Annotated in this window: 21 protein-coding genes; 4 read left to right on the forward strand and 17 right to left on the reverse strand. The window is 72.3% G+C overall.

All coding sequences use genetic code 11. From position 1 onward, the window contains the following. Window positions 1-123 precede the first annotated feature (123 nt). The 7 genes from truB to rimP all read right to left on the reverse strand — a co-directional run bounded on the left by truB (window position 124) and on the right by rimP (window position 7,045). The gene (truB, locus tag ACFVYX_RS27000) at window positions 124-1,023 is read right to left on the reverse strand and encodes a tRNA pseudouridine(55) synthase TruB (RefSeq protein ID WP_389684096.1); all 900 of its coding nucleotides are present in this window, start codon (window positions 1,021-1,023) and stop codon (window positions 124-126) included. After that, window positions 1,020-1,460 (reverse strand): 30S ribosome-binding factor RbfA, encoded by a 441-nt coding sequence (rbfA, locus tag ACFVYX_RS27005; protein ID WP_389684097.1) that lies wholly within the window; start codon window positions 1,458-1,460, stop codon window positions 1,020-1,022. The genes truB and rbfA overlap by 4 nt, the downstream gene beginning before the upstream one ends. A 30-nt stretch (window positions 1,461-1,490) precedes the next feature. Next, complete coding sequence (locus ACFVYX_RS27010) at window positions 1,491-1,784, reverse strand: DUF503 domain-containing protein (protein WP_389684098.1); 294 nt, start codon at window positions 1,782-1,784, stop codon at window positions 1,491-1,493. Window positions 1,785-1,932: 148 nt separating this feature from the next. After that, window positions 1,933-5,034, reverse strand: coding sequence for a translation initiation factor IF-2 (infB, locus tag ACFVYX_RS27015; protein WP_389684099.1), 3,102 nt, complete (start codon window positions 5,032-5,034; stop codon window positions 1,933-1,935). Between the two features lie 150 nt (window positions 5,035-5,184). Beyond that, window positions 5,185-5,466 (reverse strand): YlxR family protein, encoded by a 282-nt coding sequence (locus ACFVYX_RS27020; RefSeq protein WP_389684100.1) that lies wholly within the window; start codon window positions 5,464-5,466, stop codon window positions 5,185-5,187. 74 nt (window positions 5,467-5,540) lie between these two features. Beyond that, entirely contained in the window at window positions 5,541-6,536 is a 996-nt protein-coding gene (gene nusA / locus ACFVYX_RS27025; protein WP_030206586.1) for a transcription termination factor NusA, read from the reverse strand. Window positions 6,537-6,538: 2 nt separating this feature from the next. Further along, window positions 6,539-7,045, reverse strand: a complete 507-nt coding sequence (gene rimP / locus ACFVYX_RS27030; RefSeq protein WP_389684101.1) for a ribosome maturation factor RimP — start codon at window positions 7,043-7,045, stop codon at window positions 6,539-6,541. Between the two features lie 167 nt (window positions 7,046-7,212). Here rimP and ACFVYX_RS27035 point away from each other — a divergent pair, with 167 nt between their 5' ends. From ACFVYX_RS27035 to ACFVYX_RS27050, 4 genes are all read left to right on the forward strand, one after another. After that, the gene (locus ACFVYX_RS27035) at window positions 7,213-7,761 is read left to right on the forward strand and encodes a hypothetical protein (RefSeq protein ID WP_389684102.1); all 549 of its coding nucleotides are present in this window, start codon (window positions 7,213-7,215) and stop codon (window positions 7,759-7,761) included. Next, entirely contained in the window at window positions 7,758-8,174 is a 417-nt protein-coding gene (locus ACFVYX_RS27040; protein WP_389684103.1) for a DUF4439 domain-containing protein, read from the forward strand. Before ACFVYX_RS27035 ends, ACFVYX_RS27040 begins: the two co-directional genes overlap by 4 nt. 32 nt (window positions 8,175-8,206) lie before the next feature. Continuing rightward, on the forward strand, window positions 8,207-9,109 hold the full coding sequence (locus tag ACFVYX_RS27045; RefSeq protein ID WP_389684104.1) for an aminoglycoside phosphotransferase family protein: 903 nt from the start codon (window positions 8,207-8,209) through the stop codon (window positions 9,107-9,109). 66 nt (window positions 9,110-9,175) lie between these two features. After that, window positions 9,176-10,105 (forward strand): slipin family protein, encoded by a 930-nt coding sequence (locus ACFVYX_RS27050; RefSeq protein ID WP_389684105.1) that lies wholly within the window; start codon window positions 9,176-9,178, stop codon window positions 10,103-10,105. A 179-nt stretch (window positions 10,106-10,284) separates the two neighbouring features. Here the strand turns inward: ACFVYX_RS27050 and ACFVYX_RS27055 are convergent, their stop codons facing one another. The 10 genes from ACFVYX_RS27055 to ACFVYX_RS27100 all read right to left on the reverse strand — a co-directional run bounded on the left by ACFVYX_RS27055 (window position 10,285) and on the right by ACFVYX_RS27100 (window position 24,530). Beyond that, window positions 10,285-11,988, reverse strand: a complete 1,704-nt coding sequence (locus ACFVYX_RS27055; protein WP_389684106.1) for a proline--tRNA ligase — start codon at window positions 11,986-11,988, stop codon at window positions 10,285-10,287. 109 nt (window positions 11,989-12,097) lie between these two features. Next, window positions 12,098-12,643, reverse strand: coding sequence for a GNAT family N-acetyltransferase (locus tag ACFVYX_RS27060; protein WP_389684107.1), 546 nt, complete (start codon window positions 12,641-12,643; stop codon window positions 12,098-12,100). 28 nt (window positions 12,644-12,671) lie between these two features. Continuing rightward, a complete protein-coding gene (locus tag ACFVYX_RS27065) occupies window positions 12,672-13,517 on the reverse strand; it encodes a GNAT family N-acetyltransferase (RefSeq protein WP_389684108.1) in 846 nt (281 codons plus the stop codon). A gap of 144 nt (window positions 13,518-13,661) precedes the next feature. Beyond that, on the reverse strand, window positions 13,662-14,819 hold the full coding sequence (gene ispG, locus ACFVYX_RS27070; RefSeq protein WP_389684109.1) for a flavodoxin-dependent (E)-4-hydroxy-3-methylbut-2-enyl-diphosphate synthase: 1,158 nt from the start codon (window positions 14,817-14,819) through the stop codon (window positions 13,662-13,664). A gap of 103 nt (window positions 14,820-14,922) precedes the next feature. After that, window positions 14,923-16,230: a M50 family metallopeptidase gene (locus ACFVYX_RS27075; protein WP_389684110.1), complete on the reverse strand. Its 1,308-nt coding sequence runs from the start codon at window positions 16,228-16,230 to the stop codon at window positions 14,923-14,925. Further along, complete coding sequence (gene dxr, locus ACFVYX_RS27080; RefSeq protein WP_389684111.1) at window positions 16,227-17,486, reverse strand: 1-deoxy-D-xylulose-5-phosphate reductoisomerase; 1,260 nt, start codon at window positions 17,484-17,486, stop codon at window positions 16,227-16,229. Before dxr ends, ACFVYX_RS27075 begins: the two co-directional genes overlap by 4 nt. A 33-nt stretch (window positions 17,487-17,519) precedes the next feature. Continuing rightward, window positions 17,520-18,755: a 3-phosphoshikimate 1-carboxyvinyltransferase gene (aroA, locus tag ACFVYX_RS27085; RefSeq protein WP_389684112.1), complete on the reverse strand. Its 1,236-nt coding sequence runs from the start codon at window positions 18,753-18,755 to the stop codon at window positions 17,520-17,522. 1,006 nt (window positions 18,756-19,761) lie between these two features. Beyond that, entirely contained in the window at window positions 19,762-21,684 is a 1,923-nt protein-coding gene (locus ACFVYX_RS27090; protein WP_389684113.1) for an acyl-CoA dehydrogenase family protein, read from the reverse strand. A 132-nt stretch (window positions 21,685-21,816) separates the two neighbouring features. Continuing rightward, window positions 21,817-23,262, reverse strand: a complete 1,446-nt coding sequence (locus ACFVYX_RS27095; RefSeq protein WP_389684114.1) for an aldehyde dehydrogenase family protein — start codon at window positions 23,260-23,262, stop codon at window positions 21,817-21,819. Window positions 23,263-23,549: 287 nt separating this feature from the next. After that, window positions 23,550-24,530, reverse strand: a complete 981-nt coding sequence (locus ACFVYX_RS27100) for an EamA family transporter (RefSeq protein WP_389684115.1) — start codon at window positions 24,528-24,530, stop codon at window positions 23,550-23,552. Window positions 24,531-24,648 lie beyond the last annotated feature (118 nt).

The following is a 24,648-nucleotide window of genomic DNA, read 5'->3' on the forward strand; positions in this document are numbered from 1 at the left end:
CCCCGCCGCCCCGCCCGGTGGGGTTTTTGGGGGGGCGCCCGCCGGCCCGGCCGGGCGGGGGGCACGCGGGGGGGGGGCCCCGCCGCGCGGCCCCCCCCCACAGGAGCGTCGAAGCCGGTCGGTTCAGCCGAAGACGGCGAGGCTCTTGGCCTTGCCCCGCTGGTCCTCGACCAGCGCGAGCAGCTTCCCTTCAGGACCGAAGACGGCGACCGGCCCCGCCGGGTACTCCGGCATCTCCAGGCGGACGCCGTTGAGCAGCAGCTTGGCCCGCTTCTCGTCGACGTCCCACCGGGGGAACGCCGCCGTGGCCGCGTCGGCGACCGGCATGACCGTGAGCTCCTCCTGGAGCTGGTCGAGCGTCTTCGCCGAGTCCAGCTTGTACGGGCCGACCCGGGTGCGGCGCAGCGCGGTCAGGTGTCCGCCCACACCGAGCCCGGCGCCGAGGTCCCGGGCGAGCGCCCGGATGTACGTACCGGAGGAACAGACGACGGAGACGACGAGGTCGACGACGGGGGTGCCGTCCTCGGCGGTCGCCTCGCGGACGTCGTACACCTGGAAGGAGGAGACGGTGACCGGACGGGCCGGGATCTCGAACTCCTCGCCGCCACGCACCCGCGCGTACGACCTCTTGCCGTCGATCTTGATGGCCGAGACCTTCGACGGGACCTGCATGATCGCGCCGGTGAGCTCGGCGACGCCCGCGTCGATGCCCTCACGGGTGACCTTCGAAGCGTCGACCGACGCCGTGATCTCGCCCTCGGCGTCGTCGGTGATCGTCGTCTGGCCCAGCCGGATGGTGCCCAGGTACTCCTTCTCGGTCAGCGCGAGGTGACCGAGAAGCTTGGTCGCCCGCTCCACGCCGAGAACGAGGACGCCGGTGGCCATGGGGTCGAGCGTGCCGGCGTGGCCGACGCGGCGGGTCCTGGCGATCCCGCGCATCTTGGCCACGACGTCGTGCGAGGTGAAGCCCGACGGCTTGTCGACGATGACAAGTCCGTCGGGGGTCTTTGCTGCGTTGCTCATTCGGCGGCTTCGTCCTCGCCCGGCTTCTTGTAGGGGTCGGCCTCGCCCGCGAAGGTGGCGCCCGAGGACGCCTCCCGCACCTGGGCGTCGGAGGCTCGCGCCTTGTCGAGGAGGTTCTCGATGGTCTTGGCGTTCTCCGGGAGGGCGTCGGCCACGAAGGCGAGCGTCGGGGTGAACTTGGTCCCGGCCGCGCGGCCCACGGCCGAACGGAGGATGCCCTTGGCGCTCTCCAGGCCGGCGGCGGCGCTGGCCCGCTCCTCGTCGTCGCCGTAGACCGTGTAGAAGACCGTGGCCTCCCGCAGGTCGCCGGTGACGCGGGTGTCCGTGATGGTCACGTGCGTACCCAGGCGGGGGTCCTTGATGCCGCGCTGCAGCTTCTCGGCGACCACCTCCCGGATGAGGTCTGCCAGCTTCTTCGCCCGCGCGTTGTCGGCCACTGGTCCTTCTCCTTCTTTGCCTTGCTCAAATCAGTCTTCATCAGTGTGGAGCCTGCGGCGCACCGACAACAGCTCCACCTCGGGGCGGGCGGCGACGAGCCGCTCGCACCGGTCCAGTACGTCGCTGAGGTGCCCCGGTTCTCCCGACACCATCGCGACGCCGATCTCGACCCGCCGGTGGAGGTTCTGGCCGCTGACCTCCGCCACGCTCACCGCGAACTTCCGCTGGAGTTCGGCGACGATCGGCTTGACCACAGAACGTTTCTCCTTCAACGAACGTACGTCGCCGAGGAGCAGATCGAAGGACAGTGTCCCCACATACATGTGTGTCCGGATGTCCCGCCGGTTCGGGTTCGGTGTGCCCGCCGACCACTCGGCGGGGACACCGGAAACCGTACACGCAACGGCCGGGGCCGATCGACGGAATACTTTCCGCCGACCGGCCCCGGCTCACGCTGACGATCGGACGCGATCAGGCGCGCGGCTTCTCGCGCATCTCGTACGTCGCGATGACGTCGTCGATCTTGATGTCGTTGAAGTTTCCGAGGTTGATACCGCCCTCGAAGCCTTCGCGGATCTCGGTGACGTCGTCCTTGAAGCGGCGCAGACCGTGGATCGTGAGGTCCTCGGCGACGACCTTGCCGTCGCGGATGAGGCGCGCCTTGGTGTTGCGCTTGACCTCGCCGGAGCGGATGAGAACACCGGCGATGTTGCCCAGCTTGGACGAGCGGAAGACCTCGCGGATCTCCGCCGTACCGAGCTCGACCTCTTCGTACTCCGGCTTGAGGAGACCCTTCAGGGCCGCCTCGATCTCCTCGATGGCCTGGTAGATCACCGAGTAGTACCGGACGTCGACGCCCTCGCGCTCCGCCATCTGCGCGGCACGGCCGGCCGCACGGACGTTGTAGCCGATGACGATGGCGTCGGAGCCCATCGCCAGGTCGATGTCGGACTCGGTGACCGCACCCACACCGCGGTGCAGGACACGGATGTCGACCTCTTCGCCGACGTCGAGCTGGAGCAGCGAGGCCTCCAGGGCCTCGACCGCACCGGACGCGTCGCCCTTGATGATGAGGTTGAGTTCCTGGACGAGACCGGCCTTGAGCACCTTGTCGAGGTCCTCGAGGGACACCCGGCGGACGCGCTTGGCGAAGGCGGCGTTGCGCTCACGCGCAGCGCGCTTCTCGGCGATCTGACGCGCCGTACGGTCCTCGTCGACCACCAGGAGGTTGTCGCCGGCACCCGGCACGTTGGTGAGACCGAGCACCAGGACGGGAGTCGACGGGGTCGCCTCCTCGACGTTGTTGCCCTTGTCGTCGAGCATCGCCCGGACGCGGCCGTACGCGTCGCCGACCACCACGGTGTCGCCGATGCGCAGCGTTCCGCGCTGGACCAGGACGGTCGAGACGGCACCACGACCACGGTCGAGGTGGGACTCGATCGCGATGCCCTGCGCGTCCTGGTTCGGGTTGGCCCGCAGGTCGAGCGAGGCGTCGGCGGTGAGGACGACGGCCTCGAGCAGGGAGTCGATGTGCAGACCCTGCTTGGCGGAGATGTCGACGAACATCGTGTCGCCGCCGTACTCCTCGGCCACCAGACCGAACTCGGTCAGCTGACCGCGGACCTTGGTCGGGTCCGCACCCTCGACGTCGATCTTGTTGACCGCGACGACGATCGGGACGCCGGCGGCCTTGGCGTGGTTGAGCGCCTCGATCGTCTGCGGCATGACGCCGTCGTTGGCCGCGACCACGAGGATCGCGATGTCGGTCGACTTCGCACCACGGGCACGCATGGCGGTGAACGCCTCGTGACCCGGGGTGTCGATGAAGGTGATGCGACGCTCTTCGCCGTTGACCTCGGTACCGACCTGGTAGGCACCGATGTGCTGGGTGATGCCACCGGCCTCGCCCGCGACGACGTTCGTCTTGCGGATCGCGTCGAGCAGTCGGGTCTTACCGTGGTCGACGTGACCCATGACGGTGACGACCGGCGGACGGGAGACCAGAGCCTCTTCGCCGCCCTCGTCCTCGCCGAACTCGATGTCGAAGGACTCGAGGAGCTCGCGGTCCTCTTCCTCCGGCGAGACGATCTGAACGGTGTAGTTCATCTCCTCGCCGAGCATCGTCAGCGTGTCGTCGGAGACGGACTGCGTGGCCGTGACCATCTCACCGAGGTTCATCATCACCGCGACGAGCGACGCCGGGTTGGCGCCGATCTTCTCGGCGAAGTCGGTGAGGGAAGCACCGCGCGACAGACGAATGACCTCGCCGCCACCGCGGGGAAGCATCACGCCGCCCACGGACGGGGCCTGCATGGCCTCGTACTCCTGGCGCCTCTGACGCTTCGACTTGCGACCACGACGCGCGGGACCGCCGGGACGACCGAAGGCGCCCTGCGTGCCACCACGTCCACCGGGACCGCCGGGACGGCCACCGAAGCCACCGGGACGACCGCCGAAGCCGCCGCCACCGCCGCCGGGACCACCCGGACGACCGCCGCCGCCACCGGGACCACCGGGACGGCCGGCGAAGCCGCCGCCGCCACCGCCGGGACCGGCCGGACGACCGGCGAAGCCGGGACGACCGCCGCCGCCACCGCCGGGACCACCCGGACGGCCACCGGGGCCGCCGGGACCACGGCCACCGCCGCCAGGACCGGGACGCGGGCCGGCAGCGGGACGCTGCGGCATCATGCCCGGGTTGGGACGGTTACCGCCGGGCGCACCGCCGGGGCGGGGAGCCTGCGGACGGGGCATGCCACCGGGGGTGGGGCGAGCGCCGCCCTGACCCTGCGGGCGCGGGGCGCCGCCGGGGCCACCCTGCGGACGCGGAGCGCCGGGGACGGCGCCGGGGCCGCCCTGCGGACGCGGGGCGCCGCCACCGGGGCGGGGCGACTGCGGTCGCGCCATGCCGGTGGAGCCACCCGAGGTGAACGGGTTGTTGCCGGGACGCGGACCGGCCGGACGGGCACCGCCCGGACGGGGAGCGCCCTGACCCTGCGGACGCGGAGCACCCTGACCCTGCGGGCGGGGAGCCTGCTGACCCGGACGGGCGGGACGCTCGCCGGTGGGGCGGGGACCCTGGGCGGCGCCACCGGAGCGCTGACCGGCGGCCGGAGCCGACGGAGGCGCGGTGAACTCGGGGGCGGCCGGAGCCGGCGTGACCGGCTTGGGCGCGGGCTTCGGGCCCGGGCGGGGGCCCGAGGCGGCCGGAGCCTGAGAGGGGGTGCTGCTCGCGGGCGCGGCCGGAGTGACCGGGGCCGGCGCCGCAGGCGCGGCGGGGGCCGGCTTGGGGGCCGGGGCGCCGGGCTTCGGAGCAGCGGGACGTGCTGCGGCGGCCGGAGACGGCGCCGCGGGGGAGGGCGCCGCCTTGCGGGGCGCGCCAGGCTTGGCAGGGGACTTGCCGGCGTTGCCACCGGGGCCCTGCAAAGCGTCAGTCAACTTGCGCACGACCGGCGCCTCGATCGTCGAGGACGCCGAACGGACGAATTCACCGAGTTCTTGGAGCTTGGCCATGACGACCTTGCTCTCCACACCGAACTCCTTGGCGAGTTCGTATACCCGGACCTTAGCCACTTTGCTCCTTTGTGAGGTCCGGTTACCGCCGGACCGTCGCTACTTCATGGGCGTACTCATCGCGTACTCATCGAGTGCTCATCGCAATCTCGACCTACTTCCAACTCGCGAGGTACCTGACCGCACGGTGTTCCGTGCCGTACTTCTTGTTCACTGCGGCGCCGGCCGCTCGACGTGGTGACGCAGTTCCGTCGTGTCGAGCGGGCCCTGGACCTTGAAGGCCCTCGGCAACGCCCGGCGACGGACCGCCAGGTCGAGACAGACCACGGCGGGGTGCAGGTACGCACCCCGGCCGGGCAGCGTACCGCGATGATCAGGAACACACTCGCCCTTGATCATCACGATCCGCAGCAGATCGCTCTTGGCCGCTCGCTCCCGGCATCCCACACAGGTTCGCTCAGGGCACGCGCAGGCATGCGTCCGGCCAGACACTATTAAGTCTACCTCCCCGTGCCGACCTCACCCGTTCGGGGCAAGAATCGAACACTTGATGGCCAAAAACGGTCTCAGTCCTCCGGACCGCTCGGCTCCGTGTCCGGCCGGATGTCGATCCGCCAGCCGGTGAGACGCGCGGCGAGACGGGCGTTCTGCCCCTCCTTGCCGATCGCGAGCGACAGCTGGTAGTCCGGCACCGTCACCCGCGCGGAGCGGGCGGCCATGTCGACGATCTCGACCCGGGAGACCCGCGCCGGGGACAGCGCGTTCGCCACCATCTCGGCCGGGTCGTCCGACCAGTCGACGATGTCGATCTTCTCGCCGAGCAGCTCCGCCATCACGTTCCGGACACGGCTGCCCATCGGGCCGATGCAGGCGCCCTTGGGGTTCAGACCCGAACGGGTGGAGCGGACGGCGATCTTCGTACGGTGACCGGCCTCACGGGCGATGGCCGAGATCTCGACCGAGCCGTCAGCGATCTCCGGCACCTCGAGGGCGAAAAGCTTCTTCACCAGATTGGGGTGGGTGCGCGAAAGGGTGACGGACGGACCGCGGACACCCTTCGCCACCCGGACGACGTACGTCCGCAGCCGCAGACCGTGCGTGTAGTCCTCGCCCGGCACCTGCTCCTGCACCGGCAGGATGGCCTCCAGCTTGTCGTCCAGGCGGACCAGGACGTTCTTCGGGTCCTTGCCCTGCTGCACCACACCGGCGACGACATCGCCCTCACGGCGCGCGTACTCACCGAACGTCACGTCGTTCTCGGCGTCGCGCAGCCGCTGCTGGATGACCTGGCGGGCGGTGCTCGCCGCGATCCGGCCGAAGTCGGACGGGGTGTCGTCGAAGTCCTTGGGCTCCTGGCCCTCCTCCAGATCGGAGGGGTCTTCCTTCGCCCACACCGTCACGTGACCGGTGGCCCGGTCCAGCTCCACGCGCGCGTGGCGGCGGGCGTCGGGGGTGCGGTGGTAGGCGATGAGGAGGGCCGACTCGATCGCCTCGACCAGCAGGTCGAAGGAGATCTCCTTCTCATGCGCCAAGCCCTTGAGCAGCTTCACGTCGATGTCCACGGCTACGCCTCCTCTTCCTTCTTGTCCTTGCGGTTGAACTCGATCTCGACACGCGCCTTGACGATGTCGGCGAACGCGACCCGGCGGGCGGTGGGCTTGCGCCCCTTCACGCCCGGCACTTCGAGGTCGAGGCCGTCCTCGTCCACGGCGAGGATCCGCGCGACCAGCTCTTCGGCGGCGCCGTCGGCGGTCAGCTGGAGCTTGACCAGCCGGCCGGTGGCGCGCTCGTAGTGGCGGGTCTGCGTCAGGGGGCGGTCCGCGCCGGGGGAGCTGACTTCGAGGACGTACTCGCCCTCGCCCATCGCGTCGGTCTCGTCGAGCTTCTCGGAGATCGCGCGGCTCAGCTCGGCACAGGCGTCCAGCTCCACGCCCTCGTCCGAATCGACGACGATCCTCAGCAGTCCGCGGCGGCCGGCCCGGGAGACCTCGATCTCTTCCAGATCCAGGCCCTTCGCGTGGACCAGCGGTTCCACGAGTCCGCGCAGCCTGTCGCTCTGGGTGGTGCTCATCCGGGTGACTCCTCGGCCGCGTGTGCTGTTGTGTGTTCGTCGCGTGTCAGACCAAAGGGTATCCGGTCCCGGAGGGTGTTGCCGTCCATCGCCCCGGGGCCCGCGGGTACGCTCGCCTGCGGTGATCCGACGATCTTCGACGACATACCACGGCTGAGGGAGAGAGCGTGACGACGACGGGCAGGCGCGCCCTCCTGACGGCGGGCGTCTCGGCCGCCGCCGCGGCGGCCCTCGCGGGCTGCACCTCCGAGGATCCCGGGCCCCGGAAGCCGAGCGCGGCCGAACGGGAGGCCGAACGGGTGGCGCGCGCCGAGGCGGCGCTGCGGCTCCGTTCGGTGACCGCCTCCCGGACCCTGCTGGAACGTTACGACGCGGTGCTCGCCGCCCATCCCGCCCTGGCGCCCCGGCTGACGCCGCTGCGGCGCTCGGTGGCGGCACACGCGAAGGCCCTCGGCGAGGGCGGTACGACGGTGAGGCCCGCGACGGCCTCCCCGACCGCCACTCCGGCGACGACCACCCCCTCCCCCGCGCCCGTACCCGTCGCGGCCGACCCCGGGGCCGCGCTCAAGGAGCTCGCGGCGGCCGAGCGCACCGCCTCCGACGCGCACACCGCCGCCCTGCTCACCGCCCCGCCCGAGTACGCCCGGCTGCTCGCCTCCGTCGCCGCCGCCGGCGCGGCGCACGCCTATCTGCTGACCGAAGGAGCACGGGCATGAGCGCCCTCGACGCGACCCAGGCCGCGCTGGCCGCCGAGCACGCGGCGGTGTACGGGTACGGGGTGGTCGGCGGCCGGATCGGTACGGAACGGCGGGCCGAGGCCACCGCCGCGTACGAGGCCCACCGGGCACGCCGGGACGCGCTGCGCAGGGCCGTGCGCGATCTCGGCGGCACGCCGGTGGTGGCCGCGGCCGCGTACGGGCTGCCCTTCCGGGTCGCGGACGCGGCCGGTGCGGCGCGTCTCGCGGCCGTCCTCGAGGACCGGGTGGCCGGGGTGTACTCCGACCTGGTCAGGGCCTCCGAGGGCCCGCGAAGGCGCGAGGCGGCCGCCGCGCTGAGGGAGGCGGCGGTACGGGCCGTCCGCTGGCGCGGCAGCGACGTAACCTTTCCTGGGCTCGCCGAGCGGGCATGAGCCCCGCCCCCGACCGAAGGAACAACGCACGTATGGGTTTCGAACCGCCGCAGCGACTGACGAAGGCGCTCGGTGAGACGTACGGGGACGCCGCCGCCACCGAGTGGCTCGGGACACTGCCCGCCCTCGCCGACCAGGTGCTCGACCGCGCGTCCCTCGCCGCCGAGCGGGTGATGGCGCCCGGCGGGCGGAGCAGCCTCGTCGTGCTCGTCCGGCGGTCCGACGGCACCCCGGCGGCCCTCAAGATCGCACCCTCGTTCGCCCGGCCGGACCGGGAACGGGAGGCGCTCGCGCACTGGAACGGCTGGGGCGCGGTCCAGCTCCTCGGCGAGGCCGGGGAGGGCGCGCTCGTCCTCGAACGGCTGCATCCCGAGGTCTCGCTGCGCTCGCTGCCGGAGGCCAAGGCGCTGCTGGAGGCGGCGGGGACCGTACGCAAGCTGTGGGTCGAGCCGCCGGGGGCGGGGCACGGCTTCGAGACGGTGGCCGAGCGGACCGCCCGGCAGGCCTCTGCGATGGAGTCCCACCTGGGCGACGGTGGGACCGGGGGCCTGACGGCGGCGGCGCTCGCGGCACGCGGGGAGCTGGTGGCCGGTACCTCCGAGACGGTGCTGCTGCACGGGAACTTCCGGCAGGGCAAGGTCCTGGCCGGGGACCGGGCGCCCTGGCTGGCCGTCGGCCCGGAGCCGCTGGTGGGCGAGCGGGCGTACGACCTGGCCCGGCTCGTACGGGACCGGGTCGAGGACCTGGTGGCCGCCTCCTCGGGCGCCTCGGCGGCCCGGCGCCGGGTCAACAAGCTGGCCGACTCCCTGGACCTGGACCGGGAGCGGCTGCGCGGCTGGACCCTGTTCCGCGCGGTCGAGTCGGGCACGCGGGCGCTGACGGCGGGGCGTCGGCAGGACGCCGAGCTCCTCCTGGAGTTCGCGAGCTGGCTGTAGGGGAATACCCTTTTTGTACCGTTCGCCGGTTCGCGGCGTTCGGCGGCTCGACTCCAGGGGGCCGTGATGATCGAAGAGCTGCTGATGGCGGCGGCCGGCGCGGGCGCGGCGATCGCGGTCTACGTGGGCGCCGCGATGCGCGTGGTGAAGCAGTACGAGCGCGGGGTGGTCTTCCGCTTCGGCCGGCTGCGTGACGACGTGCGCGCTCCCGGCCTCACGATGATCGTTCCCGCGGTGGACCGCCTGCACAAGGTGAACATGCAGATCGTGACGATGCCCGTGCCCGCGCAGGAGGGCATCACCCGGGACAACGTGACGGTCCGGGTCGACGCCGTCGTCTACTTCAAGGTCGTCGACGCGGCCGAGGCGCTCGTCCGGGTCGAGGACTACAAGTTCGCCGTCTCGCAGATGGCGCAGACCTCGCTGCGCTCGATCATCGGCAAGAGCGACCTCGACGACCTGCTGTCCAACCGGGAGAAGCTCAACCAGGGGCTCGAACTGATGCTTGACTCCCCCGCCATCGGCTGGGGCGTGCAGATCGACCGGGTCGAGATCAAGGACGTGTCCCTGCCGGAGACGATGAAGCGCTCGATGGCCCGGCAGGCGGAGGCGGACCGGGAGCGGCGGGCGCGGGTGATCAACGCGGACGCCGAGCTGCAGGCGTCGAAGAAGCTGTCGGAGGCGGCGGAGGTCATGTCCGAGCAGCCGGCGGCGCTCCAGCTGCGGCTGCTGCAGACGGTGATGGCGGTGTCGGCCGAGAAGAACTCGACGCTGGTGCTCCCGATCCCGGTCGAGCTGCTCCGCTTCCTGGAGCGGGCGACACCGGGGGCGGCGGCCGGGGGGCATGCCGAGATGATGCCGCCCCACGCGATGCCGCCGCCGGTGCCGCCGAGGTCCGCGGCCTATCTGGCGGGGCGGGCGGACGCGGAGGACGCGATCGAGGACCTGACGGGGACGTCGGTGGAACCGTCGACGCACCGGGAGGACGAGGGCTGAGCGCGCACGTGGCGCACGTCCAGGCCCTGGAGCCTGGGCCCGGCAAGGGGCGCCGTCCCGTGGTGCCCACCCGTTCCGCCCCGGCGGAACGAATGCCCATGACGGGGGCGCAGCCTACGACGGGGGCGGTACGGCGACGCGCGGGGCGCGGGGGGCTGAGCCCCCGCGCCCGCGTGGTGTCACGCCGTCAGGCGGGCGATCGCCTCGTCGACCGTGAGCTCCTCGCGCTCGCCCGTCCGGCGGTCCTTCAGCTCCAGGACGCCCTCGGCCGCGCGGCGGCCCGCCACCAGGATCTGCGGGACGCCCATGAGCTCCGAGTCGGTGAACTTGACGCCCGGGGAGACGCCCGCGCGGTCGTCGACCAGGACACGGAGCCCGGCGGCGGCCAGCTTGTCGGAGACCTCCAGGGCCAGCTCGGTCTGGAGCGCCTTGCCGGCGGCGACGACGTGGACGTCGGCCGGGGCGACCTCGGCCGGCCAGCACAGGCCCTTCTCGTCGGCGGTCTGCTCGGCGAGCGCCGCCACCGCGCGCGAGACGCCGATGCCGTACGAGCCCATGGTCACGCGGACCGGCTTGCCGTTCTGGCCGAGGACGTCGAGCTTGAGGGCGTCGGCGTACTTGCGGCCCAGCTGGAAGATGTGGCCGATCTCGATGGCGCGGTCCAGCTTCAGGCCGGTGCCGCACTTCGGGCACGGGTCGCCCTCCTGGACGACGACGACGTCGACGTACTCGGAGACCTCGAAGTCACGGCCCGCGACGACGTTCTTCGCGTGCATGCCCTCCTTGTTGGCGCCCGTGATCCACGCCGTGCCCGGGGCCACCCGGGGGTCGGCGATGTACGTGACCTTGTCCAGGCCCTGCGGACCGACGTAGCCCCGGACCAGGTCCGCGCGCTCGGCGAAGTCCTCCTCCGTCACCAGCTCGACGGTGGCCGTCGGTCCGAAGTGCTCCTCGACCTTGCCCATGTCGACCTCGCGGTCGCCCGGGACGCCGATGGCGACGATCTCGCCGTCGACCTTCACCAGAAGGTTCTTCAGGGTGGCGGAGGCGGGCACGCCCAGCGAGGCGGCGAGCGTCTCGATGGTGGGGGTGTCGGGGGTCGGGATCTCCTCGGCGGCGGGGACCCCGGCGGCGTCGACCGGCTTCACCGCCTGGTGCACGGCCTCGGTGTTCGCCGCGAAGTCGCAGTTCGGGCAGTCGGCGAAGGTGTCCTCGCCGGCCTCGGCCGGGGCCAGGAACTCCTCGGACTTGGAGCCGCCCATGGCGCCGGCGGTGGCGGCGACGATGCGGTAGTCGAGGCCGAGGCGCTCGAAGACCCGCTGGTAGGCCTGGCGGTGCAGGGCGTACGACTGGGCGAGGCCCTCGTCCTCCGTGTCGAAGGAGTACGAGTCCTTCATCAGGAACTCGCGGCCGCGCAGGATGCCGGCGCGGGGGCGGGCCTCGTCACGGAACTTGTTCTGGATCTGGTACAGGATGACCGGCAGGTCCTTGTACGACGAGCACTGGTCCTTGACCAGGAGCGTGAAGATCTCCTCGTGCGTCGGGCCGAGGAGGTAGTCGCCGCCCTTGCGGTCCTGGAGACGGAAGAGCTCGGCGCCGTACTCGTCCCAGCGGCCCGTCGCCTCGTACGGCTCGCGGGGCAGCAGCGCGGGGAGGGTGACCTCCTGGGCGCCGATCGCGTCCATCTCCTCGCGGACGATGCGCTCGATGTTGGAGAGGACCTTCTTGCCGAGGGGCAGCCAGCTCCAGATGCCGGCGGCGGTGCGGCGCACGTAACCGGCGCGGACGAGGAGCTTGTGGCTGAGGACCTCGGCGTCGGCCGGATCGTCGCGCAGCGTCTTCGCCATCAACTGGGACATGCGCTGGACCGGTGCGTTGGCCATGGTTCTCGTACTCCTGCTGGGCTGGGGGTCCCCCCTGCTCGAACGGAGCCGAGAGCTTGGGGGAGGGTGATGGCTAGGAGGTTAGCCGGGCGGCACGGGCGACGAGAAATCAGTTCCGGCGCTTGAGCGGCAGGGGCGCGCCCATCACGGCGTACGGGCGGGCGGCGCTCGGGAAGTGCACCTGGCGTGCGAGGTCGGTGTAGCCGAGGGACCGGTAGAGGCCGCGGGCCGGGCTGTCCGTGTCGATCGCGGAGAGGATCGAGCGCGGCTCGGCCGCCGTGTCGGTGATGGCGGTGATCAGTTCGCGGCCGATGCCGCGCCCCTGGTGGGCCGGGTGGACGTGCAGTTCCGTGATGACGAAGGAGTCGTCGAGCCAGTCGGCGGTGCCGGTGGCGCGGAGGTACGTCTCGACGACGGTGGACCACCAGTGGGTGCGGTCGTTGGGCATCCCGTACACGAATCCGGCGAGCGTCCCCTCGGGGGTGGTGGCCCCGTAGGCGCGGGCGCCCGGGCTGAGCAGGTGGCGCAGCACGATGTGGCGGCGTACGGCGATCTCGTCCTCGTCCAGGCCGAAGGCGAGCGCCTGCACGGCGAGGGCCTCGTCCACCCGGGCGGCGAGATTGACCGGCCCGATCATGACCTCTGCGTCATCCATGCGGCGCACCCTACAAGCGGCCGGGGCCTCAGAACAGCACGCTCATGAAGGCGCCGGTCTCCCGGAAGCCGACGCGGCGGTACGCGGCCCTCGCGGGGGTGTTGTAGTCGTTCACGTACAAGCTGGCGACGGGTGCGATGTCGGCCAGGGCGTACTGGAGGACGGCGGCCATGCCCGTCTCCGACAGGCCCTTGCCTCGGTGCTCGGGGGCGACCCAGACGCCCTGGATCTGGCAGGCCTGGCGCGTCGCGGCGCCGATCTCGGCCTTGAAGACGACCTTGCCGTCCTCGATGCGGGCGAAGGAGCGGCCGGCGCCGACGAGTTCGGCGACCCGGGCCTGGTAGAGCAGGCCGCCGTCGTTGGCGAGCGGGGAGATGCCGACCTCCTCGGTGAACATGGCCACGCAGGCGGGCATGATCACGTCCATCTCGTCCCTGCGGACGCGGCGGACCAGCGGGTCGGGCGTGACGGTGCCGGAGGGCTCCTCCGCGACCATCAGCGGCTGGTGGGCGCGGACGTCCCGCGCGGGGCCCCAGCTGGGCTCCAGGAGCCGCCACAGCTCGCTGGTGGGCTCGGCGGGGCCGACGATCGAGGAGCAGCGGCGGCCGGTCCTGCGGGCCCGGTCGGCGAAGGCGCGGACGGCCTCGGGAGTGGCGCACAGGGGCACCAGGTTGGCGCCGGAGTAGCAGAGGGAACGCAGCCGGCCCTCGCTGTACCAGCCCCACATCTCGCCGCCGAGACGCCAGGGGTCGAGTCCGGCGACCTGGACGCGGGCCGCCACGAAGGCGTTCTCGACGGGGGCGCTCTCCAGGACGGCGAGTGCGGCGCCGAGGTCGGCGGGTTCGAGGACCCGGGTGGCGGGGTGTGTCAACACGAGGGGGCCTCACCGTGCGGTTCTGCTGATTCCCGCACTGTACCCGGAGGGTTCGGGAGCACGCCTCCGGCAGCACGACGCCCCGCCACCCGGAGCGGGCGGCGGGGCGTGCGAGAACCGGAACCGGGCCCGGCGGGACCTGCCTCAGCCGGCGACGGCGACCGACGGCTCGCCGCTGGCGACGCCGTCCTTCTCCATCTGCTCGGCGATCTTCAGCGCCTCTTCGATGAGCGTCTCGACGATCTTCGACTCGGGGACGGTCTTGATGACCTCGCCCTTCACGAAGATCTGGCCCTTGCCGTTGCCGGAGGCGACGCCGAGGTCGGCCTCACGGGCCTCGCCGGGGCCGTTGACGACGCAGCCCATGACGGCCACGCGCAGCGGGACGGTCATGCCGTCGAGGCCGGCGGTGACCTCCTCGGCGAGCTTGTAGACGTCGACCTGGGCGCGGCCGCAGGACGGGCAGGAGACGATCTCCAGGCGCCGCTGGCGCAGGTTGAGCGACTCCAGGATCTGCATGCCGACCTTGATCTCCTCGGCCGGCGGCGCGGAGAGCGAGACGCGGATGGTGTCGCCGATGCCCTGGGAGAGCAGGGCGCCGAAGGCGACGGCCGACTTGATGGTGCCCTGGAAGGCCGGGCCCGCCTCGGTGACGCCGAGGTGCAGCGGGTAGTCGCACTGGGCGGCGAGCTGGCGGTAGGCCTCGACCATGACGACCGGGTCGTTGTGCTTGACCGAGATCTTGATGTCGCGGAAGCCGTGCTCCTCGAAGAGGGAGGCCTCCCAGAGGGCGGACTCGACGAGCGCCTCGGGGGTGGCCCTGCCGTACTTCTTCAGGAGCCGGGCGTCGAGCGAGCCGGCGTTGACGCCGATCCGGATCGGCGTCCGGGCGTCGGAGGCCGCCTTGGCGATCTCCTTGACCTTGTCGTCGAACTGCTTGATGTTGCCGGGGTTGACGCGTACGGCGGCGCAGCCGGCGTCGATCGCGGCGAAGACGTACTTCGGCTGGAAGTGGATGTCGGCGATCACGGGGATCTGCGACTTCCGGGCGATCGTCGCGAGGGCGTCGGCGTCGTCCTGCGTCGGGCAGGCCACGCGAACGATCTGGCAGCCGGAGGCGGTCAGCTCGGCGATCTGCTGGAGCGTCGCGCCGATGTCGGAGGTGCGGGTCGTGGTCATCGACTGCACGGAGACGGGCGCGTCACCGCCGACGGCGACACTGCCCACCTGGATCTGGCGGCTCTTGCGCCGCTCGGCGAGCCGGGTGGGAACGGTCGGGATACCGAGAGCAATCGCGGTCATCTTCTGTGCAACCTCAAGGTTGTGCGTCGGCGGGCTCAGGTCTCCGAGGTTACCGCCCTGGGGGCGGGAGGCCGGACACCACCGGGTCCGGCCTCCCCTGGAGCTACGTCAGTTTCACCGGGTTGACGATGTCGGCGGCGAGGACGAGCAGGGTGAAGCAGACGAAGACACCGGCCACCACGTAGGCGGCGGGCATCAGCTTGGCCACGTCGAACGGGCCGGGGTCGGGGCGCCGGAAGATCCGGGCCGTGTGACGGCGTACGGACTCCCACAGGGCGCCCGCGATGTGGCCGCCGTCGAGCGGCAGCAGCGGGAGCATGTTGAACAGGAACAGCGAGACGTTGAACATCACCAGGATGTTCATGAACCACACGAGGATCCGCTCGGGCGGGGCCTCGACGTTCATCAGCTCGCCGGTGAGCCGGGCGGCACCGAGGACGCCGACCGGGGAGTCGTCCGCGCGCTCGCCGTCACCGAAGGTGGCGTCCCAGAGGCCGGGGATCTTGCCCGGGAGGGCGATGACCGAGTGGACGCCGTTCTCCAGGAGATCACCCATGCGGTCGGTGGTCTCGACGAAGGTGAGGGGCGCGACCTCGGTCTTGGAGGCGAAGCCGAGGTAGCCGGCGTGGCCGTAGGCGACGGGCTGGACGACCTTGCCGTCCTCGTCCTTGAGCGGCACCTCGTTGGAGACGAGGGTGGGGTGCAGGTCGAGGCGCTGTCCGGCGCGCTCGACTGTGACCGTGGCGGGGCCGATGGTGTCGCGGATGCGGTCGGAGAGGGTGTCCCAGTCGTTGACAGGTGTGCCGTTGAAGGCGACGATCCGGTCGCCCTCCTTCAGACCGGCCTTGAACGCCGGGGAGACGGCGTCGCCCGCCGCGCACTTCTCGCGCTTCTCGCTCTGCTTGATGACGCACTTCTGGACGCCGGCGACCTGGGTCGTCTGGCCCTCGATGCCGAGGGTCATCATCGAGCCGAAGAACAGCGCGGCCGCGAGGACCAGGTTCATGAACGGTCCGGCGAACATCACGATCACGCGCTTCCACGGCTTGCGCGTGTAGAAGAGCCGGGTCTCGTCGCCGGGCTTGAGCTCCTCGTACGAGGCCTCGCGGGCGTCCTCGATCATCGAGCGCCAGGGCGAGGTGGAGCGGGCCTCGATGCGGCCGTCGTCGCCCGGCGGGAACATGCCGATCATGCGGATGTAGCCGCCGGCCGGGATGGCCTTGATGCCGTACTCGGTCTCGCCGCGCTTCTTCGACCAGATCGTGGGGCCGAAGCCGACCATGTACTGCGGCACGCGGATGCCGAAGAGCTTGGCCGTGGAGAGGTGGCCGAGCTCGTGCCAGGCGATGGAGACGAGCAGACCGAGGGCGAACAGCACGATGCCCAGGGCGTACAGGAGCATTTCGGTCATGCGCGGGCCTCCGCTGTTGCCTTCGCTGCGAGCTCTCGGGCCCGGGCGCGCGCCCAGGTCTCCGCTTCGAGGACGTCCGGCACGGTGAGCGAGGTTCCCGTACCGGGAACGCCGTGCTCGGTGACGACCGCTGTGACCGTATCCATGATTCCGTTGAACGGCAGCCGTCCGGCGAGGAACGCCTCCACGCACTCCTCGTTCGCCGCGTTGAAGACGGCGGGGGCGGTGCCGCCGAGTTCGCCGACGTGCCGGGCGAGCCCGACGGACGGGAACGCCTCGGTGTCGAGGGGGAAGAACTCCCAGGTGGAGGCCTTGGTCCAGTCGAAGGCGGGGGCCGCGTCGGGGACCCGCTCGGGCCAGCCGATGCCGATGGCGATCGGACCGCGCATGTCCGGCGGGGTGGCCTGGGCGAGCGTGGAACCGTCCGTGAACTCGACCATCGAGTGCACGTACGACTGGGGGTGGACGACGACCTCGATGCGGTCGAAGGGGATGTCGTAGAGGAGATGCGCCTCGATGACCTCCAGGCCCTTGTTCACCAGGGTCGCGCTGTTCACCGTGATCACCGGGCCCATGGCCCAGGTGGGGTGGGCGAGGGCGTCCTCGCGGGTCACGTCGGCGAGCTGCTCCCGCGTACGGCCGCGGAAGGGGCCGCCGGAGGCGGTGACGACCAGCTTGCGGACGTCCGCGCGGGTGCCGGCGGCGAGCGCCTGGAAGAGAGCCGCGTGCTCGGAGTCCACCGGGATGATCTGGCCCGGCTTGGCGAGCGCCTTCACCAGGGGGCCGCCGACGATCAGCGACTCCTTGTTGGCGAGGGCGAGCGTACGGCCGGCTTCCAGGGCGGCCAGGGTCGGCGCGAGGCCGATGGAGCCGGTGATGCCGTTGAGGACGGTGTGGCACGGCGAGGCGGCGAGCTGCGTGGCGGCGTCGGGGCCCGCCAGGAGCTCGGGCAGCGGCTCGGAGCCGTACAGCGCCTTCAGCGCGTCACGCAGCTCCGGCAGCACCTCCTCGCGGGCCACGGCGACCGCGGCGACCTTCAGCCGGTGCGCCTGCTCGGCGAGCAGCCCGACCCGGCCGCCCGAGGCGGCCAGGGCGGTGACCCGGAAGCGGTCGGGGTTGCGCAGCACCAGGTCGATGGCCTGGGTGCCGATCGACCCGGTCGAGCCGAGGACGACGATGTCCCGGCGTCCTGCGTCCACATCCACGGGGGAGAAGACGCTATGGGGATCGGCGAGAGGAGAGGGGCGGTCGCTCATGCCCCCATTCTCACCGCAAACACCGGGCGCTCTTCACGGGGTGTGGACGAACGTGTCGAACACCCGGTGGAAGTCGGGGAACGTCTTCTTGACGCAGCCGGGGTCGTCGAAGGTGATGCCGGGGGTGCGCAGGGCGGTGACCGCGAAGGACATGACGATCCGGTGGTCGCCGTGGGTGGCGATCTCGGCCGGTCCGGTGGGGGCGCCGGGCTGGATCTCGATCCAGTCGGGGCCGGTGGTGACGGTGACGCCGAGGCGGCGGAGGTTCTCGGCGCAGGCGTCGAGACGGTCGCACTCCTTGACGCGGGTGTTGGCGACGTCCTCGATGCGGACCGGCCCGTCGGCGAAGGGCGCGATGGCGGCGAGGGTCGGCATGGTGTCGGAGATGTCCCGCATGTTGACGGTGAGGCCGCGGAGCCGGCCGGTGGAGCGGACGGTCGTCCCGGTGGCGGTGATCTCGACGTCGGCGCCCATGCGGCGCAGTACGTCGACGAAGGCCAGGTCGCCCTGGAGGGCGCCGGTGCCGAGGCCGGGGACGGTGACGGAGCGGCCCGGTTCGAGCGCGGCCGCGGCGAAGAAGTAGCTGGCGGTGGAGGCGTCGGGCTCGATGTCGTACGTGCGGGCGCGGTAGCCGGTGGGCGCGACCCGGTACGTGCGGCCATCCTGCCGGACCTCGGCGCCGAAGGCCCGCATCATCGCGAGGGTGATCTCGACGTACGGCTCCGAGACCAGGTCGGTGACGGTGATGTCGAGGCCCTCGGCGGTGAGCGGGCCCAGCATGAGCAGGGCCGTCAGGTACTGGGAGGACTGCCCGGCGTCCAGGGTGAGCGCGCCGCCCTTCACGCCGTGGGCGTGGACGGCGAGAGGGTGGTGGCCCTCCTTCCCGCCATGCCGCAGATCGACGCCGAGGGCGCGCAGCGCGGTGGTGAGCGGGCCGAGGGGACGTCGCCTCATCTGGGCGGAGGCGTCGAAGCGGTACGTGCCGTGGCCCGCGGCGGCGAGGGTGGGCAGGAAGCGGGCGGTGGTGGCGCCGTCGCGGCAGTAGACCTCGGCGGTGTCCGCGCCGGGCCCCGCGGGGCGGCCCTCGATGTGCCAGGCGCCGGTCTCGCGGCGGACGCCGTAGCCGAGGGCGGTGAGGCCCTCGGCGAAGCCCTCGGTGTCGTCGGAGACGAGGGGCCTGAGGAGGGTGGTGGTGCCCTCCGCGGCGGCGGCGAGGAAGAGCGCGCGGGCGGTGACGGACTTGGAGCCGGGGATGTTCATGACGGTCACGGGTCCATGGTGCCGTGGGCGACGGTACTGTCGCGGCCCGGTCCGCCACGTGGACGGGGCGTCGGCGGGGGGCCCTGGGGCCTCGGCCCGGCCGACGGTCCGCCACGTGGACGGGGCGTCGGCGGGGGGCGGTGGGGCCTTGACCCGGCCGGGGCCTGTGCCCGGGCCCCGTGCGGGCCTTGCGCCCCGGCCCGCGTGGGCCTGGCCCGGCCGAAGCCTGTGCCCAGACCCGTGCGGGCCTTGCGCCCCGGCCGGTGGGGGCGTGCGCCCCGGCCCGTGTGGGCCTTGGCCCGGCCGGGGTGGGCCTGCACCCCCCGGCCCTGGTCGGCGTGCGCCCCGGCCCACCCCCGGTGCGGCCTACGCCGCGGCCCACCCCCGTGTGGCCTGCACCCCGACCCCCACCGCCGTGTGGGCAATCGTCCCGCTGGGGCGGGACGGGTGGACACACGGGACGGCGCCCTTCGGCGGGCGCCTCCGCCCCCTGTGCCTGGACCCGCCACCGACTTGTGCGGCGCACGACGGGTGCGGGTTCAGGCCCGGAAGCCTGGGCCCGGCAAGGGGCGCCGTCCGTTGTGCCCACCCGTTCCGCCCCAGCGGAACAGATGCCCACAACGGGGGTGGGCGGCGGCCGCACGGGTGGGGCCCGCCCCGGCGGAACAGGTGCCCACAGCGGGGCAGGCGGGGACAGCAGGGGTGGGGCCACCTCGGCGGAACAGATGCCCACAACGCGGGTGGCGGGCGGCGGCAAGGGTGGGGCCCGCCCCAGCGGAACAGGTGCCCACAGCGGGGCAGGCGGGGACAGCAGGGGCGGGCCACCTCGGCGGAACAGATGCCCACAACGGGGGTGGCGGGCGGCGGCAAGGGTGGGGCCCGCCCCAGCGGAACAGGTGCCCACAGCGGGGTGGGCGGGGCAGCAGGGGTGGGGGCCGCCCCAGTCGAACAGATGCCCACAACGAGGGGCGGCGGAGGTCGACGGGGTGGGTGAAGGCGTCGGGGTGGGTGGGGGTTATCGGATTTCGCGGTGGACGTCGGGGTGCGGCGACGGGCCCGGGGTCGCGTCGGCGATCCAGGGGCCCTCGCCGCTCGGGTCGACGATCCCCGCCTCCAGCCATGTGTACCGGCCGGTGAGGACCCCGTCGACGACCCGCCGGTCGAGGTCGTCCGTGTTGGACCAGAGGCGCCCGAACAGCTCCTCGATCCGCAGCCTGGCCTGCCGGCAGAACGCGTCCGCGAGCTGGTGGGCCTCGCGGCCGTGCTCGCCGGTGGTGCGGAGGAGTTCGGCCCGTACGCAGGCGGCGCTCATCGCGAAGAGCTCGGCGCCGATGTCGACGATCCGCCCGAGGAAGGCCTGCTTGAGCTCCATGCGGCCCTGCCAGCGGGACATCGCGTAGAAGGTGGAGCGGGCGAGTTTGCGGGAGGTCCGTTCCACGTACCGGAGGTGGGCCGCGAGCTCGCCGAACTCCGCGTACGCCCCCGGCCGCTGTCCCGGTCCCGTGACGAGGCCGGGCAGCCAGCGGGCGTAGAAGCCGCCGGCCCGCGCACCGGCCCGCGCCTTGTCGGCGAGCGACTTCCCGGGGTCGATGAGGTCACCGGCGACGGACAGATGGGCGTCGACGGCCTCGCGGGCGATCAGCAGGTGCATGATCTCGGTCGAGCCTTCGAAGATCCGGTTGATCCGCAGGTCGCGCAGGAGCTGCTCGGCGGGGACGGCGCGTTCGCCGCGGGCGGCCAGCGAGTCGGCGGTCTCGTATCCGCGGCCGCCCCGGATCTGGACCAGTTCGTCGGCGACGCGCCAGGCCATCTCGGAGCCGTACAGCTTGGCCAGGGCGGCTTCGATGCGGATGTCGTTGCGGTCCTCGTCGGCCATCTGGGAGGCGAGGTCGACGACGGCCTCCAGGGCGAAGGTGGTGGCCGCGATGAAGGAGATCTTGGTGCCGACGGCCTCGTGCCGGCCGACGGGCCCACCCCACTGTTCGCGGACGCCCGCCCATTCGCGGGCGATCTTCAGACACCACTTGCCCGCCCCCGCGCAGGCCGCGGGGAGCGAGAGCCGGCCGGTGTTGAGGGTGGTGAGGGCGATCTTGAGGCCGGCTCCCTCGGGGCCGATCCGGTGCGCGGCGGGGACGCGGACGCGGTGGAAGCGGGTGACGCCGTTCTCCAGGCCGCGCAGGCCCATGAAGGCGTTGCGGTGCTCGACGGTGATGCCCGGCGAGTCGGCCTCGACGACGAAGGCGGTGATGCCGCCGTGGTGCCCCTCGGAGACGGGGACGCGGGCCATGACGACGAGCAGGTCGGCGACGACCCCGTTGGTGGTCCAGAGCTTGACGCCGTCGAGGACGTACGTGTCCCCGTCGGGTACGGCCGTGGTGGCGAGGCGTGCCGGGTCGGAGCCGACGTCCGGCTCGGTGAGCAGGAAGGCGGAGAGGTCGGTCCTGGCGAGCCGGGGCAGGAAGGCGTCCTTCTGTTCCTGGGTGCCGAAGAGTTTCAGCGGCTGCGGTACGCCGATCGACTGATGCGCGGAAAGCAGGGCGCCGACGGCGGGGCTCGCGGAGCCGACGAGGGCGAGGGCGCGGTTGTAGTACAGCTGGGTGAGGCCGAGGCCTCCGTACTTCCGGTCGATCTTCATCCCGAGCGCGCCGATCTCCTTGAGGCCGGTGATCGTCTCGTCGGGGATGCGGGCCTCGCGTTCGATGCGGGCGCCGTCGATCCGGGTCTCGCAGAAGTCGCGGAGGGTCGCGAGGAAGGCCTCGCCGCGGCGGGCGTCCTCCTCGGCGGGGAGCGGGTGGGGATGGATGAGATCCAGGCGGAACCGGCCGAGGAAGAGCTCCTTGGCGAAGCTGGGTTTGTGCCAGTCCCGCTCCCGTGCGGCCTCGGCGGTCTGCCGGGCTTCGTGTGCGGTGACCTTGGGCTGCCGGGTGGGCGCGGACATGGAACCTCCTGGGTCTCTTTGTCCGTCGTACCCGATTTCCGGAGGTCCGGAAAGACGAGAAGACGGCCTGAGCCCCCGCACAGTGGGCTCAGGCCGCCTGGTCTCGTGGACCCGTACCGGCGGGGGTACGGGTTACAGGGCGAGGCCCGTCAGGACGAGGACGCGCTCGTAGGTGTAGTCGTCCATCGCGTACTTGACGCCCTCGCGGCCGACGCCGGAGCGCTTGGCACCGCCGTACGGCATCTGGTCGGCGCGGTACGACGGGACGTCGCCGACGATCACGCCGCCGACCTCGAGGGCGCGGTGGGCGCGGAAGGCGGTCTGCAGGTCGTGGGTGAAGACACCGGCCTGGAGGCCGAAGTCCGAGTCGTTGACCGCGGCGAAGGCCTCGGCCTCGCCGTCGACCTTGGTGATGGTCAGGACCGGGCCGAAGACCTCGGCGCGGGCCAGGGTGACGTCGGCCGGGAGGTCGGTGAGGACGGTCGGGGCGTAGGTCGCGCCCTCGCGCTTGCCGCCGGCGAGGAGCTTGGCGCCGGCCGCGACGGCCTCGTCGACCCAGGACTCGACGCGCTGGGCGGCGGCCTCGTCGACGAGCGGGCCGACGTCGGTGGCGTCGTCCGCGGGGTCACCGGTGACCTGGGCCTCCACGGCTGCGACGATCTTCGGCACCAGGCGGTCGTAGACGGAGGCGTCGGCGATCACGCGCTGCACGGAGATGCAGGACTGGCCGCCCTGGTAGTTGGAGAAGGTGGCGATGCGGCTCGCGGCCCAGTCCAGGTCGGCCTCGGAGGACCAGTCGGGGAGGACGACGGCCGCGGCGTTGCCGCCGAGCTCCAGGGTGCAGTGCTTGTGCGGCACCGACTGCTGGATGGCGTAGCCGACCTTGTCGGAACCGGTGAAGGAGATGACGGGGAGGCGCTCGTCCTGTACGAGGGCGGGCATCCGGTCGTTCGGCACGGTGAGGATCGACCAGGAGCCGGCCGGCAGGTCGGTCTCGGCCAGGATCTCGCCCAGGATCAGGGAGGAGATCGGCGTCGACGGGGCCGGCTTGAGGATGATCGGGGCGCCGACCGCGATGGCCGGGGCGACCTTGTGGGCGCTGAGGTTCAGCGGGAAGTTGAACGGCGCGATGCCGAGGACGACGCCCGTGGGGATGCGGCGGGTGAGGGCGAGGCGGCCCGCGCCGCCGGCCTCGGTGTCCAGGCGCTGGGCCTCGCCGGCGTTCCAGCGGCGGGCCTCCTCGGCGGCGAAACGGAAGACGGAGACGGCACGGCCGACCTCGCCGCGGGCCCACTTGATGGGCTTGCCGTTCTCGGCGGAGATCAGCTGGGCGATCTCCTCGGTGCGCTCGGCGAGCCGCTTCGACACGTGGTCGAGGGCGGCGGCGCGGACGTGCGCGGGGGTCGCGGCGAACTCGTCGACGACCGCGTGGGCGGCGGCGACGGCTTCCTCGACCTGGGCCTCGGTGGGCACGCTGACCTTGCCGACCAGACGTCCGTCGTACGAGTTCGTGACGTCGAAGGTGGCGTCGCCGGTGGCCTCGCGGCCGGCGAGCCAGAAGGCGTGGGTGGTCGTCATTGCGTACCGGCCCTTTCCGTTTCGGGGGGTGGTGCGAGGGGGTGCTCTCGCGCTCTCGTGACACGTTAGGGCGAAGCGGGCGGGCGGTCGCTTGTCCGCCGTGGAGTGGTGGGCGGGGACTCCTGTCCGCCTTGGCTGAAAGGGCCGGGCAGGAGCGCTCGCGGAGCCACGCCGATCCCGGAAGGGGCCGAGCTCAGCGTGACGCGCTGCCTCAGCCGCGCCGCCGGGCGACGCGCCGCCGGATGGTGCGCTGCCTCAGCCGCGCCGCCGCGTGGCGACGCGCTCGCTCATCCCCGCCGCTCGGTGGAGACGATCAGACAGACGCCGCCGACGACGATCGCGCCGCCGAGGACGATCGGCCACGACAGGGCCTCGTTCAGGACCAGGGCGCCGAGGGCGACCGCGACGACGGGGTTGACGTACGCGTAGGTGGCGACGAGCGAGAGGGGCGCGGCCTGGAGGAGCCAGGCGTACGCGGTGAAGGCGATCAGGGAGCCGAAGACGATCAGGTAGGCGAGGGCGGCCCAGGAACGGGTGGAGACGTCCGCGAGGTCGAGGCCGTGCTGTTCGCCCCTGACCAGGCCGACGGCCAGACCGCCGAGACCGCCCGCGATCATCTCGTACGCGCTGGCCGTGAAGGGGTTGGCGGGCATCGGGAGACGGCCGGAGGAGAACGAGCCGAGGGACCACAGGAAGGTGGCCACGACGACGAGGACCACTCCGGCGGCCTTCACGTCGCCGCTGAGCCCGGGCAGGGTGAGCACGGCGAGCCCCGCGAGGCCCAGGAGCACACCGGCGAGACCGCCGGCGCTCGGCCGCAGGCCCGTGGCGGCCTTGAGGACCACGACCCAGGCCGGGACGACGGAGATGAGCAGCGCGGCGAGACCGGACGGGATGGACGTCTCGGCGAGGACGACGAGGCCGTTGCCGCCGAGGATCAGGAGCAGGCCGACGAGTACGGCCGAACCGAGCTGCCGGCGGGTGACCTTGAGGGCTGCGGGGCCCTGGCGCCAGGCGATGATCCCGGCGAGGAGCAGACCGGCGGTGACGAAACGGGTGCCGGCGGAGAGGAACGGCGGCATCGTCTCGACGGCGATCCGGATACCGAGGTAGGTGGAGCCCCAGACGACGTACACGATGCCGAGCGCGACCCATACGGCGCCGGTGATGCGGCGGGAGGGGCCGGCGGCGGTCACGGGGACGGCGGTACGGGACCCGGGGGCGGCCTGGCGTGCCTCGGGGGCCGGATCGACGGCGGGGCGTGTCATGAGCAGGAGAGTAGGGAGCATGAGGCCCGATGACCAAGAAAATTGCCCGTTTTCGGGCAGGGGTAGCGGGATTCGGACGGCGGGACGAGGGTTTAGGGGGATCCCGGGGGCCGTTTCT

Origin of the sequence: Streptomyces sp. NPDC058326 (genome assembly GCF_042879855.1) — a bacterium.
GTDB lineage: Bacteria > Actinomycetota > Actinomycetes > Streptomycetales > Streptomycetaceae > Streptomyces.